General features: G+C 55.8%; 13 protein-coding genes, 1 tRNA gene and 2 pseudogenes. 10 read left to right on the top strand and 6 right to left on the bottom strand.

Annotation, left to right across the window (positions count from 1 at the left end):
- The first annotated feature begins 314 nt into the window (after positions 1-314).
- The 4 genes from ACKPCU_RS00580 to ACKPCU_RS00565 all read left to right on the top strand — a co-directional run bounded on the left by ACKPCU_RS00580 (position 315) and on the right by ACKPCU_RS00565 (position 4,179).
- Positions 315-390 (top strand) — tRNA-Thr (locus tag ACKPCU_RS00580).
- Positions 391-496: 106 nt separating this feature from the next.
- Positions 497-1,567: a site-specific integrase gene (locus tag ACKPCU_RS00575; protein ID WP_321349122.1), complete on the top strand. Its 1,071-nt coding sequence runs from the start codon at positions 497-499 to the stop codon at positions 1,565-1,567.
- A gap of 151 nt (positions 1,568-1,718) precedes the next feature.
- Positions 1,719-2,168 carry a hypothetical protein gene (locus ACKPCU_RS00570; RefSeq protein ID WP_321349121.1) on the top strand — a complete coding sequence of 150 codons (450 nt, stop codon included), beginning with the start codon at positions 1,719-1,721 and terminating at the stop codon, positions 2,166-2,168.
- A gap of 685 nt (positions 2,169-2,853) precedes the next feature.
- Positions 2,854-4,179, top strand: a complete 1,326-nt coding sequence (locus ACKPCU_RS00565) for a replication protein (RefSeq protein ID WP_321349120.1) — start codon at positions 2,854-2,856, stop codon at positions 4,177-4,179.
- Between the two features lie 224 nt (positions 4,180-4,403).
- Here ACKPCU_RS00565 and ACKPCU_RS00560 read toward each other — a convergent pair whose 3' ends face one another.
- Together ACKPCU_RS00560 and ACKPCU_RS00555 are read right to left on the bottom strand one after the other, a co-directional pair.
- Positions 4,404-5,309, bottom strand: coding sequence for a hypothetical protein (locus tag ACKPCU_RS00560; RefSeq protein WP_321349119.1), 906 nt, complete (start codon positions 5,307-5,309; stop codon positions 4,404-4,406).
- Between the two features lie 1,527 nt (positions 5,310-6,836).
- Entirely contained in the window at positions 6,837-7,652 is an 816-nt protein-coding gene (locus ACKPCU_RS00555; protein WP_321349118.1) for a hypothetical protein, read from the bottom strand.
- 1,680 nt (positions 7,653-9,332) lie between these two features.
- Between ACKPCU_RS00555 and ACKPCU_RS00550 the strand changes: the two are divergent.
- The 4 genes and pseudogenes from ACKPCU_RS00550 to ACKPCU_RS00535 form a co-directional block, all read left to right on the top strand.
- Positions 9,333-9,566: pseudogene (locus ACKPCU_RS00550) on the top strand (DUF1329 domain-containing protein); the annotation flags it as partial.
- 94 nt (positions 9,567-9,660) lie between these two features.
- A pseudogene (locus ACKPCU_RS00545) lies at positions 9,661-10,668 on the top strand (IS3 family transposase); the annotation flags it as partial.
- A gap of 60 nt (positions 10,669-10,728) precedes the next feature.
- Positions 10,729-13,968, top strand: coding sequence for a tetratricopeptide repeat protein (locus ACKPCU_RS00540; protein WP_321349117.1), 3,240 nt, complete (start codon positions 10,729-10,731; stop codon positions 13,966-13,968).
- A 6-nt stretch (positions 13,969-13,974) separates the two neighbouring features.
- Entirely contained in the window at positions 13,975-15,750 is a 1,776-nt protein-coding gene (locus ACKPCU_RS00535; RefSeq protein WP_321349116.1) for a hypothetical protein, read from the top strand.
- Between the two features lie 260 nt (positions 15,751-16,010).
- Here ACKPCU_RS00535 and ACKPCU_RS00530 read toward each other — a convergent pair whose 3' ends face one another.
- Positions 16,011-16,469 carry a hypothetical protein gene (locus ACKPCU_RS00530; RefSeq protein WP_321349115.1) on the bottom strand — a complete coding sequence of 153 codons (459 nt, stop codon included), beginning with the start codon at positions 16,467-16,469 and terminating at the stop codon, positions 16,011-16,013.
- Between the two features lie 593 nt (positions 16,470-17,062).
- Here ACKPCU_RS00530 and ACKPCU_RS00525 point away from each other — a divergent pair.
- Together ACKPCU_RS00525 and ppnN are read left to right on the top strand one after the other, a co-directional pair.
- A complete protein-coding gene (locus tag ACKPCU_RS00525; RefSeq protein ID WP_321349114.1) occupies positions 17,063-19,939 on the top strand; it encodes a bifunctional diguanylate cyclase/phosphodiesterase in 2,877 nt (958 codons plus the stop codon).
- A gap of 217 nt (positions 19,940-20,156) precedes the next feature.
- The gene (gene ppnN / locus ACKPCU_RS00520; RefSeq protein ID WP_104738076.1) at positions 20,157-21,530 is read left to right on the top strand and encodes a nucleotide 5'-monophosphate nucleosidase PpnN; all 1,374 of its coding nucleotides are present in this window, start codon (positions 20,157-20,159) and stop codon (positions 21,528-21,530) included.
- Positions 21,531-21,572: 42 nt separating this feature from the next.
- Here ppnN and rutF read toward each other — a convergent pair whose 3' ends face one another.
- From rutF to rutD, 3 genes are read right to left on the bottom strand one after another with little or no spacing between them, the layout of a single operon-like run.
- A complete protein-coding gene (rutF, locus tag ACKPCU_RS00515; RefSeq protein WP_104738077.1) occupies positions 21,573-22,085 on the bottom strand; it encodes an NADH-dependent FMN reductase RutF in 513 nt (170 codons plus the stop codon).
- A gap of 11 nt (positions 22,086-22,096) precedes the next feature.
- Positions 22,097-22,687, bottom strand: coding sequence for a malonic semialdehyde reductase (locus ACKPCU_RS00510; RefSeq protein WP_104738078.1), 591 nt, complete (start codon positions 22,685-22,687; stop codon positions 22,097-22,099).
- A 12-nt stretch (positions 22,688-22,699) separates the two neighbouring features.
- A complete protein-coding gene (rutD, locus tag ACKPCU_RS00505; RefSeq protein ID WP_321351909.1) occupies positions 22,700-23,503 on the bottom strand; it encodes a pyrimidine utilization protein D in 804 nt (267 codons plus the stop codon).
- Between the last annotated feature and the right edge of the window lie 7 nt (positions 23,504-23,510).

Here is a 23,510-nt window from a genome sequence, read left to right as displayed (position 1 = left end):
CGCTTGCGCACAGACTTATCCACAGCTTGTGCGTATCTGTGGTTATCCACGCCTTCTGTGCATAACTGTGTTGATGACACTGTAGTAACCACCCCAAAGCGAGAAAGCATGCGGCTTTGCGGGGTCAGGTCAAATGTTGATCAGTTGTCTTTGATGCATGAAAACAAGGGCTTGCATAGCCTTTATGAAGTGCTGGTCGAAAAGTCATGCACAAGTAGACCAACGGTATGAGCAGGAAAAAAACCAAGATAATCAGTGCCTGGGTGTTGCTACTCTCTTTACACAGAAATCTGGCGATATATAATGCACCCCGCGCCGGTATAGCTCAGCTGGTAGAGCAACTGACTTGTAATCAGTAGGTCCCGAGTTCGACTCTTGGTGCCGGCACCATACAAATCAAGGGCTGCAGCGTTGCTGTGACCATTGACACCGCCTTCAGATGTTCCCGAGGTACAGTTTCAGTACAGTCGTACTGATCACCACCTCGGAGAGCAGCATGGCAACGATCGTCAAAACCCCCTCTGGTACTTGGAAGGCCCTCATCCGAAAAAATGGATGGCCTACCACCTCAAAAACATTCCGCACCAAACGTGACGCCTCTGACTGGTCCAGACGGGTAGAGGACGAGATGGTGCGTGGTGTTTACATACAGCGCACTGCTTCAGAGCGGATGACGATTGAGCAGGCGCTCAAGCGCTACCTCGCAGAGGTCAGCCCTACAAAAGCCCCAAAGACAGCCCAAAGCGAGATTGGCAGCGCAAAGAAGCTCATAGAAAAGCTTGGTAGCTACTCATTGGCTGCGCTGTCAGCAGAAGTCATTTCCGAGTATCGCGATAAACGTCTATCAGAGCGCACCAGACGTAAAACCCCGGTTAGCAACAATACGGTTCGGCTGGAGCTCGCACTCCTCAGTCATCTCTTTAATACCGCCATTCGAGAATGGGGGGTGGGGCTTTCTGGGAATCCGTTGCTAAACATTAGAAAGCCGTCCCCCGGTGCTGGTCGAGATCGTCGTCTCAGTGCAAGTGAAGAAGCTCGTCTGTACGCTGCGGTTGATGCTCACGCCAATCCCTTTTTGGGTTGGATCGTCCGTATCGCGGTTGAGACAGGAATGCGGTCTTCCGAAATAACGGGTCTACGCAGAGACCAGGTTGATATAGCCCGACGAATCGTGCGGCTGGATGACACCAAGAACGGGTCCTCGCGTCTGGTACCGCTTAGTCGTGAAGCGACTGCCGTATTTAAGAGGGCTTTGGGTCATCCAATCAGGCCGCTCGATACTGATCTGATCTTCTTTGGCGAGCCAGGCAGAGACGGGAAGCGCCGGCCTTACGTTTTCTCGAAATGCTGGCGAGCGCTCAGGGCAGAACTTGGGATGTCGGACCTGCGTTTCCACGACTTGCGACACGAGGCCGTTTCACGGTTCGTCGAAGCGGGGCTATCAGATATGCAGGTTTCCGCGATCAGTGGCCACAAATCGATGCAAATGCTGCGGCGTTATACGCACCTGCGGGCCGAGGATCTGGTTGCCACCATTGATGAGCTTGATGAGAGGAGGCGAGGGTAGGGCTTGGTCAGCACGCTATCTGCTTTAGCTGATAGCGGATTCGGCAGGTTTTCTGCTCGCTCCGAATAGGGTAGCAACTGCAGCGACTTCAGTGGCAGCCGGGCAGGGGGGTATTTACTCTAATCAAATACCCACAGCGAGGTTCCTGGAAATGTATTCAGCATTGATTGATGACGGTGGCTATATCGACAACCCTCATGCCTTTAGTGGCTCATCGGGCGCAGTTAAAAGGCTATGGGGCGCAATTGTTTGTCGACGCCGGAGGAAAATTCAGATTTTGAGCTTTTTGGATAGGGACAGCAGTTGCAGAAAAATTAGTGTGAGGGGTGTGCCTCGGGGCGTGTATTTGGCTTTTGGTGCGAATCGGGAGGGCGCGCGCTCTCTTTACTTGATCACCGAGGTAACCGATCACTCAATATCCCTGCGACCTGTTGAGGTTGCTGATGTGCCTGTGGCCTATGACATAGAGTCGATGGCACCAGCAAACAACCATATCCTAGTGGCCAAGCAGGCGCTGCTAGAGCTGCAGATTGAAGCCCTTCGTGACGAAATCGCAGATTTAAAGAGTGAGTGTGTCGCTTTTAAGGCGGGGACCAGATAGGCCTGCAATTTACGAGCAAGAGGGGGCGGCGCAGATCGTCCTGGTGCCGGCTATGACGCCACGTTAGATGGGGCATGCCGGCGCAGCCCACCCATTCCCATTTCAAGACCAGTAAGCCGAAAACCGCCTGCATTCGCTAGCAGCTCGCCCAAGCAAGTCAATGGGCTGAGCTGTGTTCTGTATCTCTCAAGCAATCACCTCCAGACCATACAACCCGTGGTGCCTTCTGCCTTGGCAAAGCAGGCATAGGCGCCTGCGCTATTCATTGGTTTAGCGTGGGGGCGCTCTTTTACAGGAGATTGTAAGAGTTTTTTCCTTGAGGACAGCCGAAATCTGCGACTTCCGATTCGCACTTTATTGAAACCCCCTTATTTGGAGTTTCACTGAATGCGATCGAATATTTCCGAATCCACTGCCAGCCTAGAGCGCGTGCTCGTCGATAAATACGGGCCCCTTTTAACGCGGAGCCAACTGGCCGAGGTGCTCCAGCGCCAGGTAGGTGGGCTCAACTGGGAACTGGGCAGGAGTGATGGGCGACTGAAAGCAATTCTGGAGCCCGCCACCCTGAAATTGGGGCGCAGGTGTTTCTATCGGGCGCCAGACCTCGCAGTGATCCTCGCTAGCGAGGGTGTCGAATGATGCGCTTAGGCAGGAGTAATAGAAATAGCTTGGTCTAGCTCCGGTGATGCGCAGCGAGCTGCTGCTGGCGACTGGGGCGATGGAAGCAGGTTTTGTGCATGCGTGCGGCACGTCGGGTTATTTCTCTTTGTTGATGCAAGGCGAGCGTGGGAAGCAGCAGTCCTCTCACCTGGTTCGTGATATGGATCGTATTTTGCGCAATTCAGACCCGACGATTGAAACCTGGATATCTCAAAATCAATTTACGCGTCCTAACCGTCGAGCAGTAAATCTTGGGAGTATCGGATCACTGTTTGCGGATCTTGATACCTATCGACAGCATTGGGCTGCTGGGAAGGCGCCTGAGCAGTTAGCAGATGAAGTTCTAAATTTCTGTGTGCAAGAGGGGCTCCCCACCCCTTCACTGCTGATATACAGCGGCAGAGGGATCCAGGCGAAGTGGTTGCTGACTAATGGCCTGACAAGGGCTGGGTTACCACGCTGGAACGCTTGCCAGCGATCTTTGGGGCAGGCCCTCTCGTACCTTGGCTCAGACCAGCGTGCGCAGGACGTTAGCCGCGTATTGCGGCTGGTTTCGACGGTGAATTCCAAAAGTGGCCAAATTTGTCGCGTAGTCCATGTTGAGCACGGATCAGGCGGTCAACCACGGCGTTATGATTTTGATCATCTGGAGAAGGCCTTACCGTCGCTGTCCCCGGAGGTTGGCCGGCAGCACGTTGTGCGCCAGAAACCGCCGCAGATTGAGTTGTCTGCGGGTGGTGCGAGGTCCGGTCTGCATCGTACTTCTGGCAAAAACCTCGCCTGGGATCGTCTAGAAGACCTGAGGGCGCTGGTACAGATGCGAGGCGGTTTGAGAGAGGGGGAGCGCATGACGTTTCTATTTTGGAGCCTCAATTTCCTGCTTCTTTCTGGCGTTGTAAAAAGTTCCGGGATGCACCTAGAGGCTGAGGCCATAGTTCGTGAGCTGGCTCCGGGCTGGGCTGATTACCGCAGAGAGGAGCTCGCAACGCTCTACTCTAAGGCTAAACGATTCGAGGCAGGAGAGGTTGTTGAATTCGGCAAGCAGAAGCACTCGCCGCTTTACACCCCTCGTAACGATACGCTGATCAACCTATTTCAGATTACAGATGAAGAGCAGCGTCAGCTCCGAACTATCATCAGCCATGACATAAAAAAGGAGCGTAATCGTGCACGGTCTGCGGCGCGCCGGAAAGCCGCTGGGGCGGTATCGCGAGAGGAGTATCTGGCCTTGTCGAATGAGAAACGTAGAAAGTCAAAGGAGTTGAGCGCTCAGGGGCTAACGAGGGCGGCCATTGCTGAGCGGCTCGATATCAGTAGATCTGCTGTAGATCGATACCTGACTCAGCGCTAGGGTAGGGAGTGCCCCAGGTGCGTGCGTATTACTAAGGGGGTACGGCCCTTTTAGGGGCCGTCTGTAGTGGTCAACAACTTTAGGACGCTGCATTGAGCTTTTCTTCCACAACCGCTGGCGGTACGACGCTGTTGTACTGGTGTGAGGGCTGTCGTCTGACAGCTCAAGCTCAATCAGATCCCTGGCGGCTGCATGTCAGCCGCCGCTAAAGGGCGTCGTCAGTCTCAGTTCCCGTGTGGATTCAGGAATAAATCCAAGCTGTTCTCTACGAGCTGATCCCAATATGGGGGGGTGTATTTTGATATGTAGCTGTGCTCAACGAGTTTCGGAATGATCAGCTTTTCGCTGTCTAGGCCCAAATGGTGCATAAGACTGTTGATAGGGCGAATTGAACCGTAGGTTTTGCCAGAGCCGAGATTTGAAAAGTAGGCATCAACGACTACCCCGTCGGGGTTGACGATAAACCAGATTCTAGACCAGTCGTCCCAGTAGTCACTGTTTATATCCGCGAAGCCCTGTGACAAATGGAATTGGTCGTCGGTAACGAAGTCATCACCTGCTTGTTGTGCAAAGGGAAGATAAGGCTTAACCCACTGATCAAAGCGCATAGACCTGCTAGTTGCTGTAAAGCGTTGCGCTGGGGAGTGAATGAAGTAGTCAACGTCGGGGCCAAAAGGCTGGATGTAATGAGGGATCAGATTTCCCTTCGAAACTGGCTTATCAGCCATCATTTCCTGAGCAGGGTTGGGATCATACTGAAGCCAAATTAGCTTCACCTGCTCTGTCAGCAGATTGGCACGCAAAAATGTCTTAACGTGAGTTGCTGCTGCTGCGTCCGATGCAAGTCTACGTGTGATCTTCAGGCCGCCCGAGGTCCAGGCAGGGGATGCCATGTAAACGACCCATGTTGAGGGGGGCGTAAACTGGGTCGGCGGAGTCGGCTTGTTGAATTCGTTACGTGGCTTGGCAATAGTCGAGGCCCCGGCGGGAAACGTCATCGGTAGGGCGTTTGCACCTGATGCTCGGTACGTGTTCTCTGAAAGGCCGCTTAGATTTGTCTCAGGCTCAAAGCAAGCTGACAGTGAGATCGTGGCGACTACGAGAGCTATTGCATTGATTTTTTTTAACATACTCACTCCTTTTCAGTCTTTTATATCGGGAGATAACGGAGAAACCAATATAAAGACTCACCTGTGTAGCGGATCAAAAAGTAACGACTGATGGCGGCAGCGGTCGTTGGCAGGTTGTGAGTTGAGGTAAACAAAGCTGCCCCAGCTAGTCGCCGTCATCCCCTAGTACCTAGGCTATTCCTGCATAGGAAACCGTTGGCCGAGGTAGTGCATTACGTAATAGCGCGAGTCGCTGCTCCTGCTCATATCGAGCATCATCATCCCAGCCCCCGAGCCGGTTTAGCTCGGAAACGAATAGGTCCGCTCGAAGCTCATCCAAGCAAAGTGACATAGGCAGTGAGAACAGGTTCTCAGTAGGCATTTGGCCGAAAAATGGTGTACTGGCAGACAGGATGGGCATGCCATTCTCCGGGCTAACTGTGATCGTCCAGACCCACCATTCTCTGGACTTAGCGAGGTCAAGTAGCTCGTTTATGCTCAGCGCTTTCATCGCTCGCGTCTCCAGTCGTGCCAGGTTGACCAAGCCCAGAGTGCTGCGCCAGTTCCCAGCATTGCCCAAAGCACCGCGCTGGGGATTTGTACGCCCGCTATTCTTACGATCACGCCTACCAAAAACGGGATCACCGTAAATTTCCAAATTGGCTTCATGGTTTTTGCCTTTTCCATTTCAGTCACTGCAAGCTAACCCGTGTTTGTCGTGTGTCATTGCGGCCGAGGGCTGATATTTATGGATAGGCGTTATTGGCAAGCGGATCTTAAGGGCGGGGAAGGTTGGGGTGACACGGAAAGGCGCTCAAGAGCGAAGCTATCTCTTTATTACCGGCTTTTCCGGTGTGCGATCAAAGGACTCGAAGCAGCAGGTTTGCGGTAAGGCGTGCCTATGCCGACTACCCGCTGTGTAACGCGCGCTATCGCGCCATTACACAGCGGGTAGTCGGCATTTCGGCCATCTGACGCAACAAAAAGGACGCAACACGACCTTTGTTGTCCTGCGTGAGCTGCTCGCATAGTCTGAGCTTGTTGTTTACGCCGGAGCTCGTTTCTGTAGACCGTGTTAATCGCGGCTACCGTAAAAGCTCCAGTTCGATCTCGCATGGCGTTCGTGCAGATTGAGTCAGAAAGGTCCTTCACATGTCATCGTGTGTTTGGGCAAACGTAGGTCAGCGGCGCGCTTTCGCGTCCCATTGATAAACCAGCAAATAGAGCAAGGGAGGACGGTAAAGGGGGGCAAGCAAGGCCTGGCGTCTAGGTGAAATATGTCTTGGGCATTGGGTCAGAAGATTGAACAGAGCGTGATTAGTGCCGGCTCTGCGCGTAGCGCAAATGGGTGCAAATAGGCCAACAGAAATGTGAACCACCCCTTGGGTGAGTGGCCGCTGAATTTCTGCGATAAAGCGGAGATCAGGAGTTCTTACAAATGAGTACGTTTGGTAGGGTTACTCGGTTTCAGATCACCGGCTCGTAACCACCAAAGTAGTCGTGGTTACGAGGGTGAGTGCGTCGGTTCGTCTGAGCCTGCCTAATGAGCTACTGCGGGTTGCCAGCCATCTGGCGTGCGTAGCTACGGTCGCTCAGATCTTTCTCATGATCAGCCTTGGCCCAGCGCTCCGGACGTGTGCAGTCCATGCAGATTAGAGTTTGCTTGTCCTCGCTAAGGGTATAGAGCTTTACTTGCGGAGGCGTTCCAATCTTGAGGCCTGCATCGGACACCTCAAATCCTGGCACTGAGTGCCCGAGACGATTCAAGCTGTCAAAGTCGAAACTCCAGCTCTTGATTTGGGTTTCCTGCCAAATTGTCATGATGGACAGTGGGTCCAGTCTGTTGGTGCGTTGGTAAACCCAATCTCCTTCATAAGGCTCAAGCTTTGGAGCTTCTGCGTCCCGTTTCGCTTGCTCCAAGATCCTGCGCTGGGTTTCTAGCATTTTGGCATTCAACGCTTCCTCATCCCTGCGCGCTTGGTCCTTAAGCAGTTGGCTCACGTCGTACGGGCCTTCGGGGTCAAATTGCCAAAGCGCCTGATCAGATATGCCGATAAGCCTGCAGTTGAGGCAATCCAGGCTTTGCTCATCCACATTACGCGTCATCGCCAGGCGTTTAGAGCTTCCATCCTCTAGAAGGAGTTTTTCGCCCTCGATTAAAACGTCCATCTTGACCAGTGGTTTGATTCGCTTTTCTCGACCGACCTCGGCGAAAAGTTCTGCAGTGTCACCCTGGATATTGAGTACCAGTATTCGTCTGTCTCCGCGATCTTCAAACCGGTAGGCCCCGTCGAAATCACCTCCGCCGCAGCCGGCAAGGATGGCGGCGGTAAGCGCGGCAGCTGTCAGCTTCAAAATATTCATAAAATCCCTTCTGTTTTTTTACGCCATCTCTTGGCGTTGGTGAGTGAAAAAATGCCACTGATCGAATAGAGCGATAACTGAGTGGATGTCATTTTTGATATCGCTTTTCTGTGCTCGCTACCTGGGTCATTCAGCGGCGCCAGAGGAAGGTTAATTGCGGTATTGGCTGTGTCATCGGGCTTTACGCCAATCTGTTGGTTGGCGTTACCCAGCAACGACCATGTAAGGGGGAAATACCGTCTATTGCTCCAAGGCCTGCCAGGTGCAGTAACTGCAGCGTCTTGGGATGAACGTCTTCCGAGTTTTTGCTGTGATGTAGAGCCAGGAATCGTTACAGGTATCTGCAATGGAAGTTTTTGACGCTACTGAAACCGCAGCTTTACTCAAGTCGGAGGCAAGGATTCGCCGAGCTCCCAGGACGTTCTCGCAGAGACGCTCGGCTCTGGATCTGCACAAATTCGAGCTTCTCGAACTCGATAAAGCGGGGTGCTCATTAGGCGAGCTGGAGCTTTGGCTTTTTAAAAAACGCCTCAACGTACACCGCTCAACGATACATCGTTGGCTGAAAAAGAATCGTGGTGATACTTAATGGCCAAGTTCGCGAAGCCTTCAAAACAGGCTGCTTCAGTGATCAAGAAGATCCAAGGCTCAGCAATCAGGTCCGTGGGTACCGCGCGTAATTACGAGGCGTCATTGACCAAGGTCGCGCAATATCTAAAGGAGCATCGGCTCGGTTCTCTTCGAGAGATAACCCCAAAGCGTGCAGTGGAATACCTGCGAGTGCGTGGAGCCGTCGTGGGCCAGAAAACCCTTGATATGGAAAGGCAGGCGCTGCAAAGCATGATGGTGCACGTCACAGGTGCTCTTCCTCAAGGCGGTAGGCTAGAGGTTGTTAAAAGCACAGCAAACTCCAGAGATCCCAAGCTGGGGATTGAGAGCTCTGTGCGAGGGCTTGCCGAGAGATCCCGGATTTATTCACCTGAACAGGTAGAGCTTATTGCTTCCAGGCAAGCTGGACATAATGCGCTGGCAACCCGAATTGCACATGCTTCAGGCATTCGGGCGCATGAGCTGCTGACCCTCCAACGACTGCACAGGCAAGCTCCGGACGTCAGGCCTGTCCATGAAAAGAAGTTCTCAGGCATTCGCGAAAACTCTATAGGCTATACCGTACACGGTAAGGGTGGGCTGACACGCGAGGTCCGAATCCCTCTAGACCTAGCCAGGCTACTGGAGTCACGCCGGTTAGCTGAGCCTCGGCGAGTTACCGACAGGGGAGTGCGCTATTTGCAATGCTATGACCTGGGCGGAGGACAGCCTTGGAGCAAATCATTTAGTGCCGCCTCCAAGTCGGCGCTTGGTTGGTCTAGGGGCGCTCACGGTCTCCGCCACAGTTACGCTCAAGAGCGTGTTGCGGTGCTTCAGCGTCAGATGCTACTGGATGAAGCGAAGCTTGTAGTGAGCCAGGAATTGGGGCACTTTCGTCCAGAGATTACTGAGGTTTACCTCCGATGAGGGTTCCTATTTGTACCTTGCCTGCCGGAGAGTGCACTGTGGCGAACCCCTGCTTCGGTAGGCATTCATGGCCTATGCTGGCCGGGAGCCGCCGTTGACGAAGGGCAGGAATCGGCCAAAAGCGGACGGCAGTCAGTAAATAAATCTGTCCCCTTTACCTTGCTGATCGACCACTACGACGGTCGCGGCACCCTGTGGCGGGTGGTCGAGGCGCATGGCCTGTACTACTACGACAAGCAGGTGCCCTGGTACAGCGTGGAGACACTCTACGACCTGCTCTCGGGGCGCTACCTGGCACTGGGCATGAAGAATCAAGAGAAACAGTCCTACGACTTCGACTACAAGGCCAGCGCCAGCGACTACATCCCGGCGGCACTGCGTCAGGCCGGCGTGCGCTGAGGTTCGCCTGCCCGCGCGTCAGCGGCCTGGCGCGCGTGATCTTGCCCAGCCCCAGTGGACACCCCGTTAAGCGATACACTGCACGAGGTGAACCATGGCAAGACCAGTACCCCTGATGAAACAGATCCGCACCCGCCATTCCCAAGCCTACAAGGACGAAGCGCTGGCATTGGCCGAGCGCATTGGCGTCAGCAAGGCGCTCGGCCTGCATGCTTCCCAGCTCTATGGCTGGCGGAGCAAGAAGCAACAGGCTCAGACCGGCAGCGAGCGTGAGCAGTCGCTGGCCGACGAAAATGCCCGACTCAAGCGGCTGTTGGCCGAGCAAGCTGAGGAACTGGCCATCGTAAAAAAGGCCGCCGCGTACTTTGCCAAGAGCCTCAAGTGAAGTACGCCTTCATGAGGGCTCATGTCACGCATTTCTCGATCCAGGCCATGTGCCGCGTGTTGGGCGTTGCCCGCAGCGGTTACTACGCGTGGTGCTCTCGCAGGCCATCAATGCGCCACCGGCGAAGGGCCGAACTGGATCGACAGGTCGCTCAGGCATAAAGCGCTCGCAAGCGCCGCAGCGGGGCTCCACGGCTGTGCCACGACCAGCGGGAAGCCGGGCTACCCTGCTACCGCAAGACGGTAGTTGCCTCGATGCAACGGCAAGGACTGCGTGCCAAGGCCGCCAAGAAGTACAAGGCCACAACCAATTCTCAGCACTCGCTGCCAGTGGCAGGGAACCTGCTCAAGCAGGATTTCACGGCATCTGCGCCGAATCAAAAATGGGTGGGTGATATCACCCACCCGCACACGGAGGAAGGCTCGCTGTATCTGGCAGTGGTCATTGATCTGTATTCATGGATGGTGATCGGCATGGGCCATGAACGAACGCATGACGGCCGACTTGGTTTGCGATGCCTTGCACATGGCGCTGTAGCGACGTAGGCAGCCCAATGGCGTGATCGTGCATAGCGACCGCGGCAGCCAGCCCTACTTAGCGGCTTACCATGAGCTGATCCGCGCCCATCACTTGCGATGCAGCATGAGCGCCCAAGGCAATTGCTACGACAATACCCGTGCAGTGAGCTTCTTCCACAGCCTGAAGGTCGAGTTGATAGAGCAGCAAGGCTGGAGCCTGTTACGCTAGCATGCGCTTATCGCAACTCAGGAGTTGGCAATGACTAGAGGGCAGGATTCAAGATTATCTCCTTCGCATTTTATGCGGCAGCTGCGTCCGGAGTGCTACTCCGATAGTGCTGATCGAGTGTCCTACCTGCTGGACGCCAAGATGCTTGAGTACTGTCTGGAAAGCATCACCTCGCGTAATGAGATGCATGACTTCGAGATATTCTGTCGAAAATTGTGCGAACGGATGATCTGCCCCAACCTCAAGCCATCCACAGGGCCTGAAGGAGGGGGTGATAGTAAAGCGGATGCAGAGACCTATCCTGTTGCGGAGGAAATCGCCGAGCATACCTACATTGGCAATGTTGCGGCTGCCCAGGATCGTTGGGCCTTCGCATTCAGCGCGAAAAAAAAATGGGCGGAAAAGGTACGCAATGATGCCGCGGGAATCGTTGCGACTCAGCGCGGATATAAGAAAATTATCTGCGTTACTGCACAATTTGCGCCTGCCAAGAAGCGTGCGCAATTGGAGGATGAGCTCTCAAGGCTGTACGGCGTCATCGTCACGATCCTGGACCGTAGTTGGATCGTTGATAAGGTCATTGATCATGACCATAGAGACTTGGCCTACCACTATCTGCATGTCGGGCAGGAGGTGGCCGATAGTCGCCGCCTGGGGCCGTCCGACTACTCGCGTAATCAACAATTAGAAGACCTTGAGCAGGCGCTCGCTCGTCCCGATGAGTTCGAGGGAATGGAGATGCAACGAGCGACGGAAGCGCTCGTCGCTGCCAAATTGTCACGTAACCTGGAGCGGCCTCGGACCGAAACAGATGGTCGGTTCGAAAGAGCCATCCGATTGGCTGCACGCTACGGCAATCACCGTCAGAAGCTTGAGGCTCACTACGAAAAGCTCTGGACTGCCTTTTGGTGGTTCGATGATATAGCTTTGATGAATGAGGGGTACGAGGCATTCGAGCAGTTGGTTCTGGATACCGACCATGCCAAGAACCTTGAGCTGCTTTGCAATTTGGCTCAGTTGCTTTTCAACTCAGTAATTCATCAACACCTGACAGCTGAGGAGGCTCAGCTCGTTGAGCGTGTTCGCCGTCTACGCGAAAGATTAACTTTCATGGCGGCGGAGCTAGAGCGACCGAATCACGCTTTGGAAGCGAGGACATCAATACTTGTCCTCGACGTCAATCTAGCCGCATTGGCTGATGACCAGCAACTATTAGCTGAGCTCTGGCCGCAGTTCTCAGATTTACTCCGACAAGCGCGAGGTCTAGGCGAGTTTTCCGCGGAGCGGTTAACGAACTTGATCGAGGTTTTCGGCAATGTCGCAGGCAATGACCCAGGCTATGCTGCGCTGGTAGATGAAATGGCCTTGTTCGTGACAGAGCGTACGGGCGAGGGGCAGGGGGCTCTGGTGCTTTTGAAGCGGGCAAGGCAGCTCGATTTTAAGGATAATTTCGAGATGATAAGGCTGCTAGGTAAGGCAGTCCGACAATTGACAAAGAAAGAGTACTCCGAGGCCATGATTGAAGCATCACAGCTTCTCGCCTTGGCATATCGCAGTGCGGGGCTTCTATGGGCAGCACGCGCCAGTTGCATCCTTTCGCTTGCATCGATGTTTATTGCTGCTGAAGAAGACCATGATCTTCCCGCGTCGATTGTTCCGACATTAATGATCCTCGTCTGGATAACCGTCGAACTCCGCCATCTACCCGATCTACTGGAGGCCGTCCGACTGGTGCAAGGTTGCGCAAATGGGCTGCCGCTCGATGATGAGTCTCAGGGTCGAGTCCAGAAACGCTTGGGGGAGTTGGATCTGATTCTAACCTGCCAACTCGTAAACTTAGATGAGAATAGTCTTCGGCGAATTACTCAACTACCAGAAGTGCTGGAGCGGTTGGGTTTGATACATAGTCGAAATGCTCTGCTCTATGTTCTTGGCCACGAGACGAAGCTGCGGGAGGAAGGAACCATTTCTCAACAGGAGACACCCGAGCAGGTTGCTGAGCTTTTCTCCCAGATTGCCAGTCAGCCGGCTGGAAGCAACTCGGATTACCCGATGATTTTCAATGAGGGGGGATCGCAGTATCTCGTCTCACGGGTGCAGGGCATGCTGGTTTCGATTCAACATCCATGCACTGAGGCATCGATTCCGCTGGCAGAGGCCATCTTAGGCATTATCGAGGCCCTTTTTGCCACTGCTCTCCAGCTCAGAGTTGCAGCTCACACCGAGTGTTTCAAAGTTAACGTTCAGGAAGTTGCCCAGAATGCGGAGCCCGCATTCTGCGTAAATGATGAGGACATGACTGCTTCGGTGGCATGGCCTACCGGGCTGGCGGTGAGCTCGTACGCGAGAACGGAGGAAATTCAGCAGACGTTGATCCATCTGGCGGTCACCATCTTTGCCGCGACTTGCCATGTTCCTGATTTAGAGACCACCCTTGTTCAGTTGTTCAAGAGCGAAGCAGTGCTGGATCGGATTGCCATGATCGTTGCGGTCGGCAACAGCCGGCAGCGTATATTTAGCCAGTCCTTTTCCACTATCACTGAGTGGTCTGATATGGCCAATTCAGAGTTTGCTCTTGAGCCCACAAGGCCTGTAATCAAGCGTGCTCCCCTAAGGGAGCATATTGATGAAGTCGTCGGGGAAGGTGAGGGCATCCTGATGTCGCCCGGCTCGGTGAGTGATCATCGTCAACTAGGTGTGCGGTCGGTCATTGATGTCCATCTTTGGAATCAGGCTGGCTGGCGAGGTGTTGTCGTTGCTGACTTGGCTCCTAATGCCCCGCCAGCTTTGGCGCTGATGTTCACAGACGCGGGGGCTGCCAGAAAAATCTTTGCACGCTGGCGTGAGCGCCTGGGTAGTGTCGATCGTAATGATGAAATCTATGTAGCGGTAGTGCAGGGCATTTCTCGGGAGTATCCAGCTCATTACCGGCTCCTCATTACGTCGACCCCTCATGAGGCGGAGGAACCGTCGGATCGGAAGGCACATATGGTGGTTTCGCGTATGCAGACTATGGAAGCTTCCAGCGACGCCAATTTGCTGCGATTCTTGGCCGCTTACCAGCGGGCGGGCGCCTATCTTCTTCTTCCAGCCGTGCTCAATTCTGGGCAGCCAGAGCTTCTTTTTGAGACGGCGATCCTGAAGAGAAAGCTAGTAGTCAGATCCGCTGCGGATGTAGGGAAGAATGATTTGGAGGTAATGGCGCTCGGTTCGCAGTTATACCACGAGCGGTTTGGAGATTCTGGAGCGGGTGATGATTGGGTGGGCTAATACATTATGACTATTGATTACTTAGAAGCCTTTCCACTGCCTCTGACCTGTCTGCCAGAACGCTTAAAGCAGCTCTTGGCTCCGGTAGGGATGTCCCCGCGGCAGATGGTGGAAGTGGCTGCGTTCTATGAACATGATCAGTATGGAGCGGAGGCCGAGCATCTTCATTTGCTGATGGCTGTGGTGCCTCTTAGTCAAGAAGTCCCGTTAGAGGTTCTAGACGAGGGAGCCTCTGGTGTCGTTGAGTACTCTGTCCCGGCAGGTAAGGTTCTTGGCTGCTCCGCAAGCTTTACGCCATCCATCTCAGGCTACGACTACATCGTAGCGTCATGGGGTGATGGCTCTTTCTACACCTTTAACCTTGCAGAGAAGGTTTGGATGACGCTGGGATTGGCCCCTCGCTGCGTTGGCAACGAGCACCAGCGTTTGGTCTTTGATGATTTAGGGCTTCCAGAGTTCGGTGTGGCTGAGGGAGAGGTTTCTAGTGAGTATCACTGGAGCTTAAAGAGGCCCGTCAGTTGGCGCATGTCGAATGAGTACCTGCGTCGCTATCTTTGGCTTCGGGGCGCGCGCGGGGTACGAGTTTTCTACTACTCAGCTCAGTTGCCAGATAGCCCTGAGATACGATCGATTATGGGAGAGGAGTCTCATGTAGTCCGCGTGCCTGCAGATGGTATTGCTTGGTACGAATTGGATATCCGCGAGCATGAGGGAGGTCTCCTACTGCAGCTTTGGGCCTCAGTTGAAGCGATAACGCCAGAGCTCTGTCCAGAGCAAACTGCAGAGGGGATCCTATGGCCAGGTCATGCTCATGCGATGACTCGCGCACGTGCAGACAGATTAGTTGGCTCAGATTTGGTCTATCTCGACGATCGCTTCCTTCAGAAGTATGAGCACAGTGCTTTCTACGACTCGACCCCGGTTCATGTATGGGGACGATGGCAATGTAGTCCTTCATACCGGGGGCAGTGGAGCTTCACTGAATGCAGACGGATTGGAAGAAATCTAATCCAGGTGCCGATGCGCGAATTATACAAAGCGAAGCCAGATCGCGAGATAGTGCATGCTCGGTCATTCGCGGTCGATCCAGCCTATTTAGCGAATGTGGACCTGAATGAAGAACACGTGGTTGCGAAGGTGCAACGGCTGCTTGACGTGCTTTTGCAGTTGGGTGACGGCCTTTCTGCACTAGGGGCCGTCGTTGGCCTTAGCAAGTCAGCAGAAGAGCTGACAGGCTTTCGGCGAGCAGAGGTGGAGGCTAATGGTTGGTTGGCCTATCCAGCGCTCAGTCGCCTTGCTCAGGTAGCACCCTTGGATATGACGCAACAGATGTTCCTCGCTCGCTGCAAAAGTTTGCACGAGGTCTGGCAGCGCGTTCCAAATGGATATCTCAAATCATTGTTAGAGCATGCAGGATGTCCGAGAGCCTCGGTCAAAAATCTCGGAAGTCTGAAGCTTCTGCAGGCACTTTTGAATGTTATCGAAAGGCTGAACGTGCATGAGGAGACCAGCGATGCGTTTGCCTCAGGTACTGAGCCTGAGGGCTGGAAAGATCGAAATGTAGCCGTGGCCGCCTTGTTCCTAAATAACGATCTCAGAATCGCTGATGCTCACGAGGCTATGGAGCAGTGCTTGAGCACACTGCAGCAGCTAGGTTTCGATATCGCAACTGTTAATGCAGGCTATGGACGAGCTTTAGACTTCGTTATGAACGGAGTTATTGACGCCCTGAGCAAAGTTTCTGTTTCTATCCAGAGCTTGATAAGGCGCAGTCGACCTTAGCCTTTTTAGTAGAGATTTCCTCATCAGGCTACAAAAGGCCCACCAATCGGCGTGAGGAAAAGGTGACAGATTTATTTATTGGCTGACAGTCCGCTTCTGGCCGGATCCTGCCTGTTGCGACAGGCGTCTGCTGGCTAAGAGCACGGACTGCCCCTCGGTTAGTAACGCTGGCTCGACGAGCCTGCTAATTGTCGTAATCGATGAGGGTGTCCTTGGTGGAGCGCCTTCAATATATACGAATGTGATCAGCTCGATTCAATTCAGGTGGAGATTGTTGGAAGGTATGGGACAAGGAGTGGATAGTGCTCTTTAGCAAAAACTGCATAGAGCCCCCCAATTACGTGCCATGCTGCCGCCAGGCAAATAGAGCAGGAGCCTGTTAAAAAGGGGAAGTATCGCCAGTTCCCTAAAAAACGCTTGCCCACAAAGGCAAGCACTTCCGTCGCAGTGGGATCGCTGTATTTCTGAACCATTATGCGGAGAAGGTCAATGCGTGGTGAAAATTTTGCGCGAATGCTCTGCATGATGCTGATGATCATCACAACGCCTAGTACACTAAAAATGAGACCGGGTAGGTAGCTAAGGCTCAAACAAGCTAATGCTATAGTCATAGCTAGGGGGCCAACCAAAAGATTTAGATCTCGGTACCAACCGTCTAATTCAGCTTCGATTGCTCTTACGTCATAAGGCGAGGGGGATGGAATGGTTACTTTTGGCATTTTTTCTCGTTAAATTTACCGTGATTACATTCTCTAAGCATTTGCTTGTGAAGCGCTGTCAGAACGATGGATTGGCACTAGGTCTGAGTGCGAGCCTAAAAGGTTTTTGAGCCTGCGTCGACCGTAGCGAAACATGTGCCCATCTAGGCGCAAGTGGTAAGCCAAAGCTCCCCTCGAAAGACACGAAATAGGTACACTGAAAAGGTACAGTAGCGGTACAGTGCCCAGTTTTTGCGATCTCGGCAAAACTCGTGAAAACCAAGCATAAACAACTAGTTAACCCTATTGTACCCTCGGCAATACTAGCCTAGACTTTACGGGCCTTGGCGTAACATCTAGCGACTTGTAATCAGTAGGTCCCGAGTTCGACTCTTGGTGCCGGCACCAAAACACAAAAAAAGGCTTGCGAGAAATCGCAGGCCTTTTTTGTTTTCCGAACGGCTGTTGCAAAAACGGCCCGGCTCGACGAGACCCTCCGGTGCGGTCAGACGTGCCGTCTTCCCGCAGTGAATAGTCAGCTCACCGAATGCCGCTGAGACGTGTAAGTCCTGCTGCAGCCTTCGCCGCAGCATCTGTATACCCGGAGTGTTTGAATGGACCCTGATGGTGATCCAAAGTGGCGATACGCCGTGCTCGCTTGCCTGGTTTCGGCTGCGTTGATGGTGGTTGCCCTGGCGCTTCCCCGGGTGCCGTTGTTTGTCGAGCGGCCGCAGGATTATCTGTCAGTTCATCTGTTGCTAGAGCTGGTCGCAGTGGTTGTGTCGGTGATGGTGATAACCATCGCCTGGGGTTCGTTGGGTAAGCGCGACCTGCCACGTGCCAATGTCCTGATTTTTGGCTTCACCCTGGTGGCGGGAACCGATCTGGCGCATGCTCTGGTTTACGGTGGCATGCCATCACTGATTGTGGATGGCAGTATCGAGCTGTCTATCTTTTTCTGGCTGGCAGGGCGCAGTGCCGAGGCGCTATCGCTGCTTCTGGTTGCCGCGGGCGTGCGCTTCGCCGGCACCCCGGTGCGCTGGCTGACGGCTGCGCTGCTGCTGTTCGCGGGGTTGCTGCTAGCGGGGGTATATGCCTTGCAGCAACTGCCGGATATCTTTGTGCCGGGGCTTGGAGTCACATCATTCAAGGCTCGAATTGAATATGTTCTGAGCGCGGCCAACCTGTTGTTGGCTGGCTGGTTTTTCATCCGTTATCGACGCGAGAGCAATTCGCGTTTTCTTTGGCTTGGTTTGGCGAGCTTTGTCATGGGGGTGGGCGAGCTGGCGTTTACCAACTATGTCGAGCCGTCCGACGCTATTAGTCTGCTTGGCCATATCTACAAGGTGGTCGGTTACTCCTGTATCTACCGCGCTGCCTTTATTGTCGCGGTGCACGACCCCTACGCCCTGCTCAGCCGGTCCAGCGAGCGGACGCAGGCCAAGGAGCAAGAGCTGAACCGGTTGATGCAAAGCCTGCCGGTTGGTGTGGTCCGGCTGGATAAGCGCCTGGGAGTGCGTTACAGCAATCCGGCTTTTGACCGCAGCTTGTTGCGCGCGACCTCCTGTGTCGATGGCATGCCCCTTGAGCGGCTGATCGACAGCGCCAGCTATCGACAGTTGCTGCCGTTACTGCAGCAGGCGCTGAACGGTGAGCGTGGCCAGCTGGATGGAGGCTATTGCACGCCGCAGGGCGAGCAGCGACATGGCCATGTGATCGTAGTGCCCGACGGTGAGGGGGTCATGGCGATCTTTACCGATACCACTGTGCGTGAGCAGAGCCTGCGCAAACTCGAGCTATCGATGCGCGAGAATAGCGATATCCGGCTGGCGCTTGATGCTCACGCGATTGTTGCCTTTACCGACGCGCGCGGTGTGATCACCAAGGTCAACGACAAGTTTTGTGCGATCTCCCAATATGCGCGCGATGAGCTGATCGGGCAAACCCACAGCCTGCTCAACTCGGGCACTCATCCGCGGGCGTTCTTCGCCGAGCTTTGGCGCACCATCGCTCATGGCGAGGTTTGGAATGGTGAGGTCTGTAATCGGGCGAAGGATGGCTCGCTCTACTGGGTGCAGACCACCATCGTGCCCTTTGTCGGTGACAACGGTTTACCGGAGCAGTACATCGCGATTCGTGCCGACATCACCAAGCGCAAGCAGGCAGAGGCGCAGGCGTTGCACATTGCCTTGCATGATGAGCTGACGGGATTGCCCAATCGTCGACTGTTGACCGAGCGTCTGCTGCAGGCGACCCGCAAGGCTGTGCGCAGCGGTAGTTATGGTGCGGTGTTGATGATTGATCTGGACAACTTCAAGGAGGTCAACGATACCCTTGGCCATGCCCAAGGCGACGCGCTGCTGTGTCAGGTCGCTGGCCGGTTACAGCAGATGGTGCACGATGTTGATACCGTGGCCCGGCTGGGCGGCGACGAGTTTGTCCTGCTGCTCGAAGATCTGGGCTGTGATCTGGAGCAGGTCATTGCGCGGGTTGTGGTTCGAGCGGAACAGCTTCGTCAGCGACTCGGTGAGCCCTGCCTGCTCTCCAACCTGCAACTATCGGTGTCGCCGAGTATCGGAGTGACGCTGTTCACGCTGAACGACGATCAGGCTGAGGAGCTGGTCAAGCAGGCTGACATGGCAATGTACCGAGCCAAGGACGCTGGACGTGATCAGGTCTGCTTCTTTGATCCGGCGATGCAGTCTGAGGTGCTCGAGCGGGCGATGCTGCTGCGCGATCTGCGCCAGGCATTGGATAACGATGAGTTTTGTCTGTTCTATCAGCCGGTAGTGGATGGGCAGCAGCGGATATTGGGTGTCGAGGCTCTTATCCGCTGGCAACACCCACAGCTGGGGATGGTGTCACCTGCTACCTTTATCCCTCTGGCCGAAGACTGCGGACTGATTCTGTCGATTGGACAGTGGGTACTGAAAACAGCCTGTCTTCAACTTGCCAGCTGGGCGCAGGACCCGGAACGGGCTGACTGGCATATCGCAGTCAATGTCAGTGCCCGGCAGCTGAACCAGGATGACTTTGTCGATCAGGTGGCTGCGATCATCGATAGCACCGGTGCCTGTGCGGCCAGATTACGCATGGAGTTGACCGAGAGCATGTTGCAGGAAAACCTGCCGCGCACTATCAGCAAGATGAGGATTCTACGGCAGATGGGTATTCGCTTTTCGCTGGATGACTTTGGAACCGGATACTCCTCGTTCAGTTATCTGCAGCGCCTGCCGCTGGATCAGTTGAAGATCGACAAGTCGTTTATCGACCATGTACTGACCGACGCCAACGACGCAGCGATCGCCGGCACTATCGTTGCGCTGGGCCGCACCCTAGGTCTGGGAGTCGTGGCCGAGGGCGTGGAAACGGTCGAGCAGATGCGTTTTCTGGTCGACAGCGGCTGCCAGGTGTTTCAGGGCTACCTGTTTGGCCGTCCTGTGGAAGCCGCTGCGCTGGGCCGTAGTCGCCAGGTGTTGGCAGCCAACTGAGGGGCCAGCCGGCGGTAGACGGTGTTGCGGATGCTATTGCGCGAGTCAGGGGGCGGCGCATTGCTTTGCCACGCCCGGTTCCTCGAGCGTTATTTCAATGGCGATTGCCAAGGTAGCCTGCCGGGGTCGAGAATGAAGTTGCCGTTGCGGCCCAGGAGGTCGTATCTATTGTTACGCCGACGATGATGACCGTCGGCGTCCGCCAAGGAAGCCTTGCATGACGCAAACCAGAGTAATCAATGCATCAGTCAGCCCGAAAGGCAGCCTGGAAACGCTCTCCCAACGTGAGGTGCAGCAGCTCAGTGAAGTCGGTTCCGGCGGGCTGCATCAGCTGTTCCGGCAGTGTGCACTGGCGATTCTCAACACCGGCGCGCGGGTCGATAACGCCAAGACCATTCTTGAGGCTTACGCCGATTTTGAAGTGCAGATTCACCAGCAGGATCGTGGCGTCCGGCTGGAGCTGATCAACGCGCCAGCCGATGCTTTTGTCGATGGTGAGATGATTGCCAGCACCCGCGAGATGCTGTTCAGTGCGCTGCGCGACATCGTCTACACCGAAAGCGAGTTGGGTGGTCAGCGCGTGGATTTGGACAGCTCCGCCGGGATCACTGATTACGTCTTCCATCTGCTGCGCAACGCCCGCACCCTGCGTCCGGGGCTGGAGCCGAAGATGGTGGTGTGCTGGGGCGGGCACTCGATCAGCATCGAGGAATACAAGTACACCAAGAAGGTGGGCCACGAGCTGGGCCTGCGCAATCTCGATATCTGCACCGGTTGCGGGCCGGGCGTAATGAAAGGCCCGATGAAGGGTGCGACCATTGCCCATGCCAAGCAGCGCGTCCTTGAGGGGCGCTATCTGGGCATCACCGAGCCCGGCATCATTGCCGCCGAAGCGCCCAACCCGATCGTCAACGAACTGGTGATCATGCCCGACATCGAGAAGCGCCTGGAGGCTTTTGTGCGGGTTGGTCACGGCATCATCATCTTCCCGGGCGGTGCCGGCACGGCGGAGGAGTTTCTTTACCTGCTGGGCATCCTGATGCACCCGGACAACCGTGATTTGCCGTTCCCGGTCATCCTCACCGGCCCGCGCAGTGCCGAGGCCTATCTGCAGCAACTGCATGCCTTTGTCGGTGAAACCCTCGGTGCGCAGGCGCAGCAGCACTACCGCATCATCATTGACGACCCGACCGAGGTCGCACGCTGCATGGCCGCCGGTCTCAAGGAGGTGGAGCGGTTCCGGCGCGAGCGCAACGATGCCTTCCACTTCAACTGGCTGCTGCACATCGAGGAAAGTTTCCAGCGTCCGTTCGACCCGACCCACGCCAACATGGAGGCGCTGCAGCTGACGCTGGATGTGCCGCCGCACGAACTGGCAGCGAATCTGCGCCGGGCGTTTTCCGGGATCGTTGCGGGCAACGTCAAGGACAAGGGTATTCGTCTGATCGAGGAACACGGGCCGTACCGCATTCACGGCGACCCGCGCATCATGCAGCCGCTGGATGCGCTGCTGCAGGCCTTTGTCGATCAGCACCGGATGAAGCTGCCGGGCGGGGCCGACTACGAGCCGTGTTACCGCGTGGTCAGCTGAAGCAGGAGGTGCCTCGCCGTTGATGCGGCGAGGCACCCGGTGTCAGACCGGCTGACAATAGCGACGCTGGAAGTACACCAGGCCGTCGCCGCTGTCGCGCTGGCGGATCGCGAGAATCTCGCAGATCAGAACGTCGTGGCTGCCGGCCGAGACCCGGTTGCTGATGCGGCAATCGAAGTTGATCAGCGCGTCGTCCAGCATCGGCGCACCGCTGATGTCGGTGCTCCAGTCGGCGCTGGCGAAGCGTTCATCCATCGCCGTTTTGCCGCCGAACAGGTTGGACAGCGCCTGCTGATCGCAGGTCAGCGTGTTCACGCACAGATGGTCGTTGGTCTGAAAGATGTCGTAGACCGATGCGCTGCGGTTGAGGCAGACCAGCAGGCTTGGCGGCTCGTCCGACACGCTGCACACGGCGGTGGCGGTGAAGCCGGCGCGGCCGGCAGGGCCATCGGTGGTGACCACGTTGACGGCTGACGCCAGTACCGACATGGCGTTGCGGAAGGCGTCCTTGGTGACCGGGGCGGGCATGGGTTCCACTATCTTGGCTGCGAGCATGATGGGCTCCTTCAGGTGAGAATGCAGGCCTTGGAATAGGCCAGACGCGGCAAACGGTCGAACACCTTGCTGCTGTCGCCGTAGCCGAGGTTGATCAACAGATTGGACTTCCAGTGGCTGTCGCTGAAAAACGCGGCGTCCAGCGCCTTGGCGTCAAAGCCGGACATCGGCCCGGTATCCAGGCCCAGGCTGCGGGCGGCCATGATGAAGTAGGCGGCCTGCATCGAGCTGTTGCGAAAGGCGGTTTCGTAAATCATCTCCGGGCTGCCGGTGAACCAGCTGCGTGCGTCCGCATGCGGGAACAGCTCGGGCAGGGCGTCGTAGAAGCGCGAGTCAAAGGCGACGATCACGGTGACCGGCGCGCTCATGGTCTTCTCCAGATTGCCGGATGACAGGCACGGCTTGAGCAGCTCCTTGCCTTGACGGGTGCGCACAAATACAAAGCGTGCCGGGCTGCAGTTGGCCGACGTCGGGCCCATCTTGGTCAGGTTGTAGATGGTTTCTAGCAGGCTGTCGGGCACCGGCTGGTCGAGCCAGCCGTTGTGGCTGCGTGCCTCGGTGAACAGCTGTGCCAAGGCGGTTTGATCTAATGGTTCGTACATGGTTGCCCTCACTCAGGCGGCGTATTCGGTGTCGTGAATGACGCTGGCAAGAAAGCGCTTGAGCGTCGTATTGATGGTGTCCGGGCAGGTCACGCTGGAGGCGTGGCCGCCATAGTCAAAGCATTCCAGGCGGGCGTTCGGCAGTTGCTCGGCAAGCTCTCGCGAGCACTGCCAGGGCACCAGCATGTCGTCGCGGTTGGCGATCAGCAGCGTTGGCTGACGGACCCCGGCCAGCGCCTGTGCGTCCGGCGCAAACGCCTGCAGAGCGGCAATGCGGCGCAGCAGGTTGTCGGTCGGCGGAAAGCCCGCCACGTGCCTGCGGTCGTCGATTTGCAACTGCTCGATGTTGGCGGCAATCCAGTCCGGCGGGTAGAGAAACAGCGCCTGCGCCTCGACATAGGCAGCCGGCCCGCTGCCGGCCAGCAATTGCTTGCGTACCGAGAAACAGCGCGCGGTATGCGGGCTGACCCGCGACCAGGCGTTCATCAGCGTCAGGCTACGCAGCCCCGGTGCCTGCTGGATGGCCAGCGCCAGCCCGACCAGACCGCCGAGGGCGTGACCGATCAGGTGATAGTCGCCGATGCCGTGGCTGGCGAGCAGCATGCGCAACTCGCTGGCCATGGCGTCGATGCTGTAGTCGGCGGGTAGCGTGGCGGGGCTCTTGCCGGTGCCGAGCTGGTCGTACAGCACCACGCGGTAGTCGCTGGTCAGTGCGTCCAGTTGCGGCATCCAGAAGTGCGCCGCGCCACCGAGCCCCGAGCTGCATACCAGCGTCGGGGCGTCGGCATCACGCCGGCCGTGGATTTCGATATGCATCACGACC

It is taken from the genome of Halopseudomonas oceani, assembly GCF_963677335.1.
Classification (GTDB): Bacteria; Pseudomonadota; Gammaproteobacteria; order Pseudomonadales; family Pseudomonadaceae; genus Halopseudomonas; species Halopseudomonas oceani.
Note: the sequence above shows the minus strand (reverse complement) of the source record. Positions and strands in the feature narration are given on the sequence as shown.